At 45.0% G+C, this 13,431-nt stretch carries 12 protein-coding genes; 5 read left to right on the top strand and 7 right to left on the bottom strand.

Annotated features, from left to right (window positions below; all coding sequences use genetic code 11):
* Positions 1–20 precede the first annotated feature (20 nt).
* The 5 genes from L2D08_RS15090 to L2D08_RS15110 all read right to left on the bottom strand — a co-directional run bounded on the left by L2D08_RS15090 (position 21) and on the right by L2D08_RS15110 (position 6,839).
* Positions 21–2,165: a type IA DNA topoisomerase gene (locus L2D08_RS15090; protein WP_242234810.1), complete on the bottom strand. Its 2,145-nt coding sequence runs from the start codon at positions 2,163–2,165 to the stop codon at positions 21–23.
* A gap of 111 nt (positions 2,166–2,276) precedes the next feature.
* Entirely contained in the window at positions 2,277–2,987 is a 711-nt protein-coding gene (locus L2D08_RS15095; protein WP_242234813.1) for an MBL fold metallo-hydrolase, read from the bottom strand.
* 51 nt (positions 2,988–3,038) lie between these two features.
* Positions 3,039–4,436, bottom strand: a complete 1,398-nt coding sequence (locus L2D08_RS15100) for an N-acetylmuramoyl-L-alanine amidase (RefSeq protein ID WP_242234815.1) — start codon at positions 4,434–4,436, stop codon at positions 3,039–3,041.
* Positions 4,437–4,536: 100 nt separating this feature from the next.
* Positions 4,537–5,439: a catalase family peroxidase gene (locus L2D08_RS15105; RefSeq protein WP_242234817.1), complete on the bottom strand. Its 903-nt coding sequence runs from the start codon at positions 5,437–5,439 to the stop codon at positions 4,537–4,539.
* A 50-nt stretch (positions 5,440–5,489) separates the two neighbouring features.
* Positions 5,490–6,839, bottom strand: a complete 1,350-nt coding sequence (locus L2D08_RS15110) for an MATE family efflux transporter (protein ID WP_242234878.1) — start codon at positions 6,837–6,839, stop codon at positions 5,490–5,492.
* A gap of 342 nt (positions 6,840–7,181) precedes the next feature.
* On the opposite strand from L2D08_RS15110, the gene corA reads away from it, so the two are divergent.
* Together corA and alaP are read left to right on the top strand one after the other, a co-directional pair.
* Positions 7,182–8,132 carry a magnesium/cobalt transporter CorA gene (gene corA / locus L2D08_RS15115; protein ID WP_242234819.1) on the top strand — a complete coding sequence of 317 codons (951 nt, stop codon included), beginning with the start codon at positions 7,182–7,184 and terminating at the stop codon, positions 8,130–8,132.
* A 439-nt stretch (positions 8,133–8,571) separates the two neighbouring features.
* Complete coding sequence (gene alaP / locus L2D08_RS15120; RefSeq protein WP_242234821.1) at positions 8,572–9,969, top strand: alanine permease AlaP; 1,398 nt, start codon at positions 8,572–8,574, stop codon at positions 9,967–9,969.
* 53 nt (positions 9,970–10,022) lie between these two features.
* Here alaP and L2D08_RS15125 read toward each other — a convergent pair whose 3' ends face one another.
* Positions 10,023–10,469, bottom strand: coding sequence for a DUF4385 domain-containing protein (locus L2D08_RS15125; protein ID WP_242234823.1), 447 nt, complete (start codon positions 10,467–10,469; stop codon positions 10,023–10,025).
* Between the two features lie 119 nt (positions 10,470–10,588).
* Between L2D08_RS15125 and L2D08_RS15130 the strand changes: the two genes are divergently transcribed.
* Both L2D08_RS15130 and L2D08_RS15135 read left to right on the top strand, forming a co-directional pair.
* A complete protein-coding gene (locus tag L2D08_RS15130) occupies positions 10,589–11,053 on the top strand; it encodes a hypothetical protein (protein ID WP_242234824.1) in 465 nt (154 codons plus the stop codon).
* A gap of 16 nt (positions 11,054–11,069) precedes the next feature.
* Positions 11,070–11,795 (top strand): YqjF family protein, encoded by a 726-nt coding sequence (locus L2D08_RS15135; RefSeq protein WP_242234826.1) that lies wholly within the window; start codon positions 11,070–11,072, stop codon positions 11,793–11,795.
* An 11-nt stretch (positions 11,796–11,806) separates the two neighbouring features.
* Here L2D08_RS15135 and L2D08_RS15140 read toward each other — a convergent pair whose 3' ends face one another.
* The gene (locus L2D08_RS15140) at positions 11,807–12,772 is read right to left on the bottom strand and encodes a Gfo/Idh/MocA family protein (protein WP_242234827.1); all 966 of its coding nucleotides are present in this window, start codon (positions 12,770–12,772) and stop codon (positions 11,807–11,809) included.
* A 146-nt stretch (positions 12,773–12,918) separates the two neighbouring features.
* Here L2D08_RS15140 and L2D08_RS15145 point away from each other — a divergent pair, with 146 nt between their 5' ends.
* On the top strand, positions 12,919–13,293 hold the full coding sequence (locus tag L2D08_RS15145) for a winged helix-turn-helix transcriptional regulator (protein WP_242234829.1): 375 nt from the start codon (positions 12,919–12,921) through the stop codon (positions 13,291–13,293).
* Positions 13,294–13,431 lie beyond the last annotated feature (138 nt).

The raw sequence follows: 13,431 nt of genomic DNA on the forward strand, positions 1-13,431 counted from the left end.
CAGTAAGCAGGTATATATGACTACTGTTTTTTTGAGGCTTTAAATTCAAATTGAACAGTGCCTTCATTTTTATCTTTCCAAACGAGATAAGCATCAAATGGCTGCTTTCCTTTAAAGCCTTTGATTAAGTTCGTTTTTCCTTTATCAAGAAGCTTTTTTACATTCGCTGCACTGATTGACTTGCCGAGCATTTTTTTGCCGAGTATAAACCCGCATTTCGACGATTGGTAAGCGGAACAGCCATAAAATTTCCCTTTATCAATAACAGCGCTTCCGCATCTCGGGCATGCACCGAGCGGCTGATGATCACGTGCGGCCGGCTTAGACGGCGCATCAAATGACCAGCCGGCAGAGTGCTCGATAGCATCCTGCACAATTTTTTGGGCGAGCCGCTTTGACTGTTCAATAAACACATTGGCCGGCGCTTGTCCTTTGCCAATTTCTTTTAAGCGCTGCTCCCATCTGCCTGTTAATTCTGGTGAAGCGAGCAGCGTATTTTCCACAGCATCAATCAAGACGAATGCCTTGGCCATCGGTACCACGCGGTGCTCTTCTATCTTCATATAGTCAAGCTGCTTCAGACGCTCGATAATATTAGAGCGTGTACTTTCCTCTCCAAGGCCGGAAACCGATTTTAATACATTGCCAAGCTCTTTATCCTCCACTGTGTAACCGACATTTTTCATGGCGGTAATAAGTTCCCCTTCTGTGTACCGTTTCGGCGGGACGGTTTTTCCTTCCACGACTTTTACATCCTCTGCTATGCCTTTTTGTCCTTCTTTCACATTCGGCAGCAACACATCCTCTTTTTCCTTTTCAAACAAAACCGGACGCCACCCGGGCTCAATCAGCCGCTTCCCGTTCGTCACAAAGATGTGCGGCCCGACCGCTGTTCGGATCGTCGAATGTGCAAACAGGGCCGGGTTATAATGGGCAGCAATCAATGAACGAGCAATGAGATCATAAATCTTTCGCTCATCACCGCTTAATGAGTGAAGAGCCGGAACTTTTTCTGTTGGAATGATGGCATAATGATCGCTTACTTTTTTCGAGTCTACGTATCGTTTATCCGATAGGATGGAACGTGTTGTCCCGGCGGCCCATTGCTCGTACGGCTCGAGCTGGGATAACTTCCTTAAGATAGCTGGAAAAGCCGCAGCTTCTTCTGGATTTACATGATTGCTGTCGGTCCGGGGATAGGTCACGTAAGACCGCTCATAAAGAGCCTGCGTCACCTCCAATGTTTTCTTTGGCGAAAAATTAAACCGCTTGTTCGCAAGTGCCTGCAGAGTGGATAAACTGTGAAAAGCAGGCGGCGGCACCGGTTTGTTTTCCGTTTTCACTTCTACTGCTTCCGCTTCTTTTCCCATGCACTCGTCCCGGATTGCTTCTGCATTCTCTCGTTCATAAAAGCGCGTTTCTTTTTCTTTTATCCATTTTCCTTCATATAAAGCTCCATCCATGTTAAAAGACGCGACTACTTCATAAAATGGCTTGGATACAAAGGCAAGAATCTCTTTTTCCCGCTTGACGACAAGGGCAAGCGTAGGAGTCTGCACGCGCCCGACGGCATATACATCCCGCCCCGCTCCTTTTGTTTTAGACTGAATTAAGAGCGTATAAGCACGGCTCGCATTCATGCCAATGAGCCAGTCTGCGTAGCTGCGGGCCATCGCTTCGTGGTAAAGCGGCATTGTCTCTTCGATAGGCCGCAGATTGGCAAAAGCCTGCTCCACGGCTCTCGGTGTTAAGCTGCTTACCCAAAGACGCCGCATCGGTTTATTAACACCGGACATGCGGACAACGAGCTGCACAATGAGCTCTCCCTCACGTGCCGGGTCGCCCGCGGAAATAATTTCGGTTACGGCCGGATTTCGAATAATCTCTTTGACTGCTTTGAACCGGCTTGTTTTAGCTGGGATGATTTTATATTTAAATGTTTCTGGAATCATTGGCAGTGTTTCAAGATGCCACCTTTTTAATTTAGGGTCCATTTCATGCGGCGGTACAATTTCAAACAAGTGGCCGCTGCACCAGGCGAGCAGTGCCCCATCTGGAAATGTTTCACATGGGGCAATCTCAATGTGTGTTCCTTTTTTCGCATGGCGGAATGGAGCGGCAAGCGCCTCGGCCTGTGATGCTTTTTCAGCAATGATCGCCTGCATGGCTTTTCCTCCTATCTACAAAAACAAACGTTCGATACCCTCATTATAAAGGGGTCATTTCATTTTCGCAAACGCAAAAGAGCGAAGCCGGCTTTGGGCTTCGCTCTTTTTTCAGCTCAGTTTTCTCTCTGCCTCGCCAATTGCCTGGCGTATGGCGCTCTCTGGATTCGTCACCATCTTGCCGTGACCCACCGCAAGAAGCGCTGGCTGAAGCGCCTGAATCCGTTTGGCACTTTCGATCGCGGTCTGTTTATCCCATGTTCCGAATGCTGGAAAAGGGAACAGCGGTTTAAATGTACCGGCAACCGCCATTCCTCCATGTGTTTGAAAAGCATCTCCAACAATCAGGTGCTTGTTCCGGGTCTCCCAAAACGACATGGAGCCCGGCGTATGGCCTGGCGTAAACACGGCTTCAAGCGAGCCGATTCGATCCCCTTCATTCAGTTCTACATCCGGTTTTGTACTCATTCTTTTTGGAACACCGCCTTTAATAGGCTTTTGCGCTTCGCCCGCATCAACCGTCAAATCTCCTTCCAAAATCCGTGCGTCGCGTGCAGATATATAAACAGGCACATCAGGCATAAACGCTTTTAATCGATCGACTGAGCCAATATGGTCTTCATGAGCATGCGTAAGTACAATGTGTTCAATCGGCTTGCCCAATCGTTTTACCATATTCATAATGGCAGCTGCACTAAACGGAAGGGCTGCATCAATCAACGTAAGAAATCTTTCTTCCTCAACCATATAGCAATTAACCGGAAACAGGGAGGGCATAAAAGAAATTTGATATAAACTTCCCGTTTTTTGAATGCGGACCATGACAATCTCCTCCGATGAAAAATGGCTTCCGTTCAAAACGGAAGCCATTTTTTATTTGTAATACACATCTACGCTAAATCCTTTTTCTTTGTAATAATCAAGGATCCCATTGTAAATCGCAATAGACATTTTATTCATTTGAGCATCAGACGCCATCTTGGCAGCGTCTCCTGCATTTGTGATAAAACCAAGCTCAAGCAATGTGGCTGGCATGCTGTTTTCCCGAAGAACCGAGTAATTGCCCGGTTTCGTACCGCGGTCGCGAAGGCCCCATGCGGCAAGCATACGTGCCTGAATCTTTTCGCCAAGAAGCTTGCTGTCAGCTGCATGCTGGTTGCCGGCTGAATAATAATACGCTTCTGTACCTGTTGCGGCAGGTGTTGCGGCATTTGCATGGATACTGACAAAAATATCTCCGTCTTCATTTTTTGCAAACGCAGAACGGTCAAGCAGTTCAATAAAGACATCCGAAGACCGGGTCATTTTTACCGTAAACGGTGTTCCTTTTAAAAGGCTGCTTACTTGCAGGCCGGCTTTGAGCACAACATCTTTTTCCTTTAAGCCATTGCCGACCGCGCCGGAATCTTTGCCCCCATGACCCGGATCTAAAATAATCGTTTGCCCGGCCAAAGCAGAATCCGTATTTGGTAACGGAGCTGGAGCCGGTGCATCAGGCGCCGTACTTCCTAACGACGAGCGCAAATAGGAAGAACTGATAAATCCGGTCAGAGACCCTGCTTTTACATAAGTCCAGCCGCCGACAGAATGGGCACCCGATACTTTTGTGTTGGCTGAAATTTTGCCGATAGACGTGTAATCCGTTGATGGGCCAGTCCGAATATTTAAGTTGTTTGTGGTTGACACAAATGCTGACTTAAAAGAAGCTGACTGTTTCAAGCGAAAAGATGGATTCACAGCACGTGCAAGAAACACCGCAAAATCTGCGCGGGTAATCGTTTTTTTAGTACCAAATGTGCCGTCTTCCATTCCGCTGGCAATCCCAAGCTTTAAAAGAGCCTGTTCAGCATTTCCAGAATAACCGAATGCTCTTTGTAAAATAATGGCCATGTCACCGCGTGTAACGGCTTTAGAAGGGAAAAATTGATTGTCTGGTGTACCGGGCATAATGCCTTTATCGGCCATGGCTTCAATATAGCCGGACGCCGTGTTTCCTTTTCCCACGTCGGAAAAACGAGTAGCCCGCTGCTGTCCATTAAGCTGCAGGGTCCGGCCGACAAAAATGGCTACTTGCGCCCGCGTCAATGTTGCCCCTGGAGCGAATGATGACGGAGTAACACCATAAATAATTTTTCCTTGCGTTAAGTAGTTTACTTCCTTAACTGCACGCGATGGAACATCGTTAAATCCTGCTGCCTGAACAGGTGCTTGGATGCCCAGCAGAGAAAGAACCAGGCACAATGCCGTGATAAATATCGTCCATTTTTTCACTTTGTTGCCTCCATTCAAAAATATGCCGCTTTTAACCTATACATCGGTTGTATTTATTTCATTTTAACGTTTTTTTTGGGTCAATTGTATTTCATTTCTATTACAGACCGTTAAAACGACGTAAAGAAGAAGCAGCATAAATAGCATGGCGGGCATGTAAAACTGGGTCATTTGAACACTCTATCCCATCCGGAAGCACAGTTGGATCGAAAATGACCCGGTCATTTGGCTGGAGAATTTTTTCTCTTATTTCCAGACGACCAACAGAAATACGCGGCCGGTCTTCAGGCCAAAGTACGGTTGAATCGTCCGTGGCATCTTCCGATTTTCCTAGAACAATAGAAAGTGTAAAGCTGACAGGCAGCTCATCTTCCAATTCTTTTTCTAAGTAATCCGCGGGATGGGTAACAGCTTCTTTTTTTGCTTCTGCGCTAAACGATTTATCTGGTATCCATTCATATTTTACAGGCTGCCTGTCGCCTGCTTCGTTAACAAAGTAAAATGTATGAATAGGAAAATAGCGGCTCGTTGAATAGCTGACGAACGGCTTCATTTTTTTTAAAATCTGAAAAGCCGCTTTGCTTTCCGGATAGTCGATAAACAATTTCATTAAATCTCTTGGTCCCGGCCCTTCTGCGGCAAGCCTCATCATTTCCACAAACGCTTCCGGTGTTTTCGTTAAAAAAACCGGCACATTTACACTAACTAAATAGGTTTTTTCTCCATTGGGCAGGTGAAACTGAACAGACATGCCTTTTACTGGTGATAGACTGTCGATCATATTTGGATTTGGTGAGCTGTCTGAAAAACGGACGACTGCCGGCACCGGTCTTTGCTGCAAATGCGCGGCTTTTGTATACGGTGCAGCCTCCCCATTTGGAACAAAAACAGCTTGATAAAAGCAGCCTTTTGCATGCGCTCTTCGAAAGCCTGGGTGAGTGCCTGCAATTTTTTCAATGGACTGGATCGCCGTTTCGGCTAAGCCCGTGTACTTTTCGTTCATATCGCTGCCTCCTTTTTTATTCATCCATACCCAAAAAAGCCTTTGCTGATTCAAGTTTGATCAGCAAAGGCTTTCTTATCCATGTCCCTGTCCCTCTCAAGCGGAAATAGTCGGCGTCCAAGCGCCGGCATATAAAAAACAAGAAAAACAGAACGGGCCAGTGTAAAGCTTATAAAAGCGAGCCAAAGACCGTGATTTTCAAAAGCCGGGACACCTGCCCATTGAATTAGAAGGTATATTCCCAGTGCTGCTGCAATAGAGTTGCGGACAGGAGCCGCTTGTGAAGCACCGGTAAAGACACCGTACAGCACAAGGCCTAATGCGCCGCTTGCCGGAAACAGGAGCAGCCAGGCACTGTAAGAATCGGCCAGCTCCAATACTTGAGGCAGATTTGTAAACAGTCCAATAACCGGCTCCCGTAAAAAGAAGTACGCCGCCGTCAGCAGCACTGCTGCTGCAGCAGACCATTGAATCGACAAAGAAACCGTTTTTTTGTACATGTCTTTATCGTCTGCGCCAACCGCCCGGCCGGTTAAAATGCTCGAGGCATTGGCAAAGCCATCAAAAAAATACGCCATAATGTAATGAACTTGAATTAAGATGGCATTTGCCGCCAGAACATCAGTCCCAAATGAAGCACCCCGGGCGGTAAACGCATTAAACACAGCTAAAAGGCAGACCGTTCGAATCATTAAATCGCGGTTTACAGCCATCATTTTTAAAAAAGGAGCTGCTTCAAACAAGCGGGGCTCTTTTATATCTCTCAGCCGGATTCCTGCCGACTTCCGGATTATAAACAGCCCGATCAAAAACGCCGATATTTCAGAAATAAGCGTTGCAGCTGCTACGCCTGCAATCCCGAACGAAAATCCTTTAACAAACACAATATCAAGGATGATATTTGAAACGTTCATCCACACCTGAAGCCAGAAAGATGCTTTAATGAGTGATCTGCCCATCATCCATCCCAGTATCACATAATTCATCAGCACAAAAGGTGCTCCCCAAATCCGAACCATAAAATAGTCTGACGCCGCCGCAAGAACGGCCTGGTCCGGATTCATGATAGAGAAGAAAATCGTTTTAATAGGCCATTGAAGCAGTATAAACAAACAGCCGATCAACAGCGCCACCAAAAAAGGCCTCATCAGCGCTAGTTTCATAGCTTGAGAATCCCGGGCGCCATCAGCTTGAGCCGTAAAACCGGATGTACTGACACGAAGAAAACCAAACAGCCAGTACATTGTATTAAAAATCATGCTGGCGATCGCTACACCGCCAATGTAAGCCGGATCAGGAAGCCAGCCGACAACTGCTGTGTCAACTGCGCCAAGCAGCGGCGTTGTAACGGTTGAAAAAATGAGCGGGATGGCAAGCGCCAGGTAAATCCGATGAGTCAGCATTGTTTCCTCCTTACAATTCAAAACATTCATTCATGCATTTCTCCATAAATAAAGAACACCTGCAGCCACTTGTACATCAGTATGTATTTCGGCTGATTACGCTGACATCATGGTAGCATATTGCTCCTACGGTGTAAATCGTCATTATTACGATTTAAAACGAAAGAAAAGCGCCTGAATCATACAAGAGCGTGTAGTTACTGCTTTAAAAATAGAATATTCCTTTTCGTGAACCAGAAATCTGTTTCGTCTGCTCCCTGTTCCCTCCCTTCTCTCCTTACAAACATGCGGATATACTGTATACTGTTAAGGGCTTACTACAAGAAGAAGGTGATGCGCATGATCCGAACGGCTGCAATTACGGCTGATCAAGCTGTGTTGCATAACATCCCGCTTGAAGACCTTCGCGGGGGCAATATCCTTTGGTACTGGGTGGACCTTGACCAGCCGACAAACGAAGAAACGACGATTTTACAAGATTTTTTCGCGTTTCACCCGCTGGCGATTGAAGACTGCCTGCATTTTATTCAACGGCCAAAGCTGGATTACTATGAAGATCACAACTTTATGATTATTCAATCCATCAATCAAAAAACGCTTGATCCGGAAGAGATTGATATTTTTTGGTGTGCAAACTATATTGTAACTTTTCATCGAAAAAAATCTGTTGAAATTGACACAGTATGGGAACGTCTGCTAGATGCTAAAAAAATAAAAAACTTAAACCCAGTTCAGGTTTTATACCATCTTGTTGACAAAGTAGTCGACCACTTTTTCCCGAGCGTCTATCAAATTGAGGACAGCTTAATTCAGCTCGAAGCAGAGGATACAGACCAGGCGAGCACAGATGATTTATTTGATATTCGAAAAGAGCTGCTGAAGCTGCGCCGGATTATTTTTCCGATGCGGGAATTGTTATACCGTGTACTAAATTCAGACCGGATTCAAATGGGTAAAAAAAGCAAACTTTATTTTAAAGATATTTATGATCATCTTTTAATGCTGACAGAAATCGTTGAATCAAACCGGGAACTCACAAAAGATATGCGTGACAGCTATCTTTCAGTGAACTCAAATCGTATGAACAGCATTATGATGACATTAACGGTCATCACAACGATTTTCATGCCGCTTACGTTTATTGCCGGCATTTACGGAATGAATTTTGATCATATGCCGGAATTACATTGGCACTACGGTTATTTTATCGTTCTTGGTGTCATGGCTGGTATTTCCCTGTCCATGTTTGTCTTTTTCTGGAGAAAAGGCTGGTTCCGGCAGGATCATTAATGAAAAAGCACCGGTGAAGAACACCGGTGCTTTTTCCATTTTTTCCAGCTGTTTCTTTTTTAAAAGCAGGGAAAAATGAAATGTATCTGGCTAAAAACGGACTCTTTTCTCACAAACTCTTCCTCTTCTTTTTGTTTATATTCCCAAACAAGCGAAAAAAATTTTTATTTCTCCACAAACAATTTTTCTATCAATCAATGTTAAAATGGGCATACGCTCCAAGTTGTAAGCGTTATCAAATCAGTAATATCAAGGGGTTTTTTGATTCATTCTTCATCAGCTTCCCTGTTTGGGCAAAAAAGGAGGTTATGTTTCTTTCTTATTTTTCTTGCCAACCGAAACAGCACAGGGCTACAATGAGAAAGTGCGTTAATTTCTTGAAGCATCTCAGATATTTTTTTCCATTTTGGAGCCTATTTTAAGGAAAGGAAGAACACAAATGGCACAACTAGAGTCAAAGAAAATAGCGCCTCAGCCAAACAACAGCAATGAACTGCACCGTGGATTAGAAGAAAGGCATATTACACTTATGTCACTCGGCGCAGCCATCGGCGTCGGGCTTTTTTTAGGTTCCGCTACCGCGATTAAAATGGCCGGTCCAGGAATCTTGCTTGCTTATGCTGTAAGTGGCATGGTGATGTTTTTTATTATGCGTGCGCTTGGTGAAATGGCGATTGAAAAGCCTGTTGCCGGTTCATTTAGTAAATACGCGCGTGATTATCTTGGCCCGCTGGCCGGATTTATAACTGGATGGAACTATTGGTTTTTATGGGTTGTAACCTGTATGGCGGAAATTACCGCAGTCGGCGTTTATATGGGCTTCTGGTATCCAGATGTTCCAGCCTGGATTTGGGCATTAGCCGCCTTGGTCATTATGACAACCGTTAACTTTTTAGCGGTAAAAGCATATGGGGAGCTGGAGTTTTGGTTTGCTCTCATCAAAATTGTTGCGATTCTTTCCATGATTGTAATCGGTGTGTTAATGATCGCTTTCGGAATTGGAAACGGTGGTATTGCAACCGGAATCAGCAATCTTTGGGAGAATGGCGGCTTTTTCCCGAATGGCGCAAAAGGACTTCTGTTATCCTTGCAGATGGTTATGTTCGCTTATTTAGGCATTGAATTAATCGGTGTTACGGCCGGGGAAGTAAAAAACCCGGAAAAGTCATTGTCAAGAGCGATTGACTCTGTGTTTTGGCGGATTTTAATTTTTTATGTGGGCGCTTTATTCGTCATTATGTCTATTTATCCGTGGACCGAAATTGGCACACAAGGAAGCCCGTTTGTCCTGACATTTGAAAAAGTAGGTATTCCAGCAGCAGCCGGCATTATCAACTTTGTTGTCCTAACGGCCGCTCTTTCATCTTGCAACAGCGGTATTTTCAGTACAGGACGCATGCTGTTTAATCTGGCAGAACACGGGGAAGCACCTGCTTCTTATCAAACGCTGACTCGAAACGGTGTTCCGGGCAAAGCGATTATTGCATCTGCCGGCGTGCTGCTCATTGGCGTTTTGTTGAATTATCTTGTACCTGCTAAAGTTTTTACATGGGTAACGAGCATTGCAACATTCGGAGCGATTTGGACATGGGCAGTTATTTTGCTTTCACAAATTCGCTATCGAAAAAGCTTGAGCCCGCAACAGCAGCAAGGACTTAAATACAAGGTTCCGCTATTTCCTTTTACTTCATATATCTCTCTTGCGTTTCTAGCAGGCGTCATTGTTGTAATGGGCTTTAGTACGGACACAAGAATTGCCCTGATTGTCGGTCCGCTTTGGCTGCTTTCATTAACGGTGGTATATTACGCCAAAGGCTTTCACCGCAAAAATGCATAAGAGCTCTTTTAACGTACCGGCCCTGCCCTGAGCAGGCCGGTTCTTTTTTACGATCAGCCATATTTTTTCTGATGTTCTTTTTTCAATTTTAAGTACTCCTGATCTTCGCGCACAGCTTTCCACTTCATCTGGAAAATCGCTGCTGACTGCGCTTTTTCTTCATCAATATTCCGCTCGTTTACCTTTCCTTCTTTATTATATTTGCGGCCGCCTTTGTAGTTTGTGTAACGGCGTGCCCGCGTATAGCCCATCTGCAAAAATTTGCGTGCCATATCCATGCCGACAAAATCATTTTTTTCTTTGTATTCCAAAAACATGCTGTAAATCTTTTCTGATGATTCCCGGGCAATATCGGGTGTTTTAAAACGCCAGTGCGGCAAAATTTCACTTTTGTAAGGCTCCACAAGCAGTACCCCCTGCTCGCCCCGGCCGACGCGGTATTTTTTGGGTTCTTTTCGAAAGTCAATTTGGTCAAAGTCAAGCGAATAATCAAATGCCATCATGCTTCTCTCCTTTTTCTTCTTTTTACCCGTCCTTTTAAGAGCCAAACGAAGCAAAAAAAGCGTTTAAAACGGTGTCATTTGTAAATAGTAGTAAAAAAGATGAAAAGGGGATCATCATGAAAAAAAACTGCTATGCTGCTTCTTTTTTTCTGGCAGGGATGCTGACAGCCGGATGTGGAACGGACGAAAGTGAACAGCCTGTCCTGGATACCGAAACCGATACCATTGAGGAACAGGCGCGTGATTTGCCAAGTAAAATTCAAAATGTACAAAGTATGCTTGACCGCGTAAACACCCATATTGAATCTTCCGAAAGCGGTGAGGAGCTTCAGAAAGCTGGAGAAAGCCTGGAAGAACATTGGGATTTAGCTGAGGCTGAAGTGGAAGAGCAATATCCAGAAGAATACACAGCTATTGAAAAAAGCCTTTACCCGCTTATAGCCGAAGCACAAAAAGACAGCCCTGATCTTCAAAAAATGAAACCATGGGTAAAAGACGCCGATGATAAATTAACGGCCCTTTTAGAAAAAGCATCTGCTCCTAAAAAAGACGAAGACGGGTTAGACGCAGAACAGAAATAGAGAGGAGTCCCGTGAAATGGCCAACACTTTCAGTGAAACGAGCCAGCGTCCTTTTGCTCTCCCTTCCTCTCCCTGGATCGCAGCACAGCAATGGGATTTTATGCTTTTTCTTCACTGGCCTGTTTCAGCCAAGAAACTCGCACCGCATATTCCAGCCGCTCTTTCTCTTGATTTGTTCGGCGGCAGCGCCTGGGTCAGCATTGTACCTTTTTTAGCCCGCGGCACCCACCTGCGCGGCCTGCCGCCTTTTCCTTTTTATCATTCCTATTTAGAAATCAATATACGAACTTATGTCACGCATAAAGGCGTTCCCGGTGTTTACTTTTTCAGCCTTGGTGTCGATAAATGGCCGGTCGTTTTGGGTGCACGGGCTGTTTCTCTTCTTCCGTATTACCATGCTCAAATGAAGCTGCTTGTGCGCAATCAAACAGTGGACTTTCAATCAGGAAGCAAACACCCTTTTCGTGCCGTTTATTTCCCTTCTTCCTCTGTTTTTATTCCACAGGAAGGCAGTATAGACTTTTGGCTGCTTGAACGCTATTGCCTGTTTGATCAAAAAGGCGGCTTTGTTTTCCGCGGAGATATTCACCATGACCGGTGGCGTGTGGCGGAAGCATGCTGTACGGTTTTGGATCCGCCGTCCCTTTCTTTTTTGCCGGATGCCGTTTTTGAGCAAAAGCCGCTCGCTCATTTTGCCCATAAAAAAAACGTGTTTGCCTGGCCGTTACAAATCGCCAGGTAAACACATTTTTCTTATGAAGTAAAGACGACGCCAGCCTGTCTGCGCGCTTCTTCCGTGATCTCGATCACAATTTCGCTTATGTTCCGGTAGTGCTCATACAGGTTGCGGTCATTTGACTGAATCGCTTTTGCAATCGCTTCTGCTTCATACATCATATCATTTTCTTCTTCTGCAACGGCAAGCTGTTCTTGCTCCCCTGAAAGACGATCCGTAAACTGGATGCTTGCAATTGGTGCCACATGATCAATGCTGATCGTGCCGTTTTCGCCGCTTATTTCACCCGGCAGGAACGAATCCGTTATTTTCGAGAACATTGTGGTACACACATGTGTACCATAATCCAGAACAACCGAACCACTTCCATCCACACCTGTCGGCAGCATCGTTACATGGGCGCTAATACGCTCTGGCCTGCCAAACAAAGAAACAGCCAGGCTGATTGGATATACGCCCAAGTCAACAAGCGCACCGCCGGAAAACTTCGGTGAGAAAATATTTGGTTCTTCCCCAGCCAGTACATTGTCGTAGCGGGACGAGTATTTCATATACTGCAAAAAGGAATGACGGATCGGACCGACTTTTTCAACTACCTCTTTTAAGCGTGCATGGTTTGGCGTATACAAATTGCGGAACGCTTCAAATAAAAATACGCCGTTTTCTTCCGCTGTTTGAAAGGCCTCCCTGCACTGGCCAGCCGTTGAAAACATTGGTTTTTCGCAAATAATATGCTTTTTATGCTTCATTAAAAAAAGCGCCTGCTCAAAGTGAAGGGAATTAGGCGAAGCGATGTATACAACATCAACGGTTTCATCAGACGCCAGCTCCGCAAGGTCTGTGAAAACGCGCGGTGCTCCCAGCCCCTTTGCTTTTTCGACCGAACGGGAGAAAGCGCCGGCAAACGTCAATGCATCTGTTTTGCCCACAGCATCAATAAACCGCTCGGTAATCATGCTTGTACCAATTGTTGCAATATTCATATGTAATCCCTCTCTTATCCAGAATACTAGCCGCTGTTCTTTGTTATTTTCTCAGCAAAACGCTCCAAGATCAACTGCCGGCCAAACAGGTTCCTTTTTGAAATGTACATACATATTGTATACTGTTTAAAAAGGGGGTCTTACAAGTGGGACACGTATGCGCAAGAGAGTTCAACTGTGAAAAAGAACTGACACTGGCGGTGATCGGCGGGAAATGGAAAATGCTGATTCTTTGGCATTTAGGGAAAGAAGGAACAAAACGGTTTAACGAATTAAAATCGTTAATGCCCGGCATAACGCAGCGTATGCTTGTAAATCAGCTGCGTGAGCTCGAATCGGATTTTATCGTTCACCGGGAAGTGTATCCGGTTGTGCCTCCAAAAGTAGAATATTCCTTGACGGACCAAGGCCGGACTTTAATGCCAATTCTTGAATCGATGTACGATTGGGGCAAGAAATATAAGGAATTTATTGAAGAACAAGTAGATGAACCCGCTGTAGAAATTGGACATAATAAATAACCAAGAGAGTGTGCAGAGCACGCTCTTTTTTATTGCACAGTATACTTTTCAGCACTATATGAGTTTAAAGTGCGTACTTCTTTTTTGCTCAGCTTCACTTTACAATGAACAACATCAAACAAAAAAGGAGCATGTTAT

Origin of the sequence: Domibacillus sp. PGB-M46 (assembly GCF_022668875.1) — a bacterium.
Taxonomy (GTDB): domain Bacteria; phylum Bacillota; class Bacilli; order Bacillales; family Domibacillaceae; genus Domibacillus.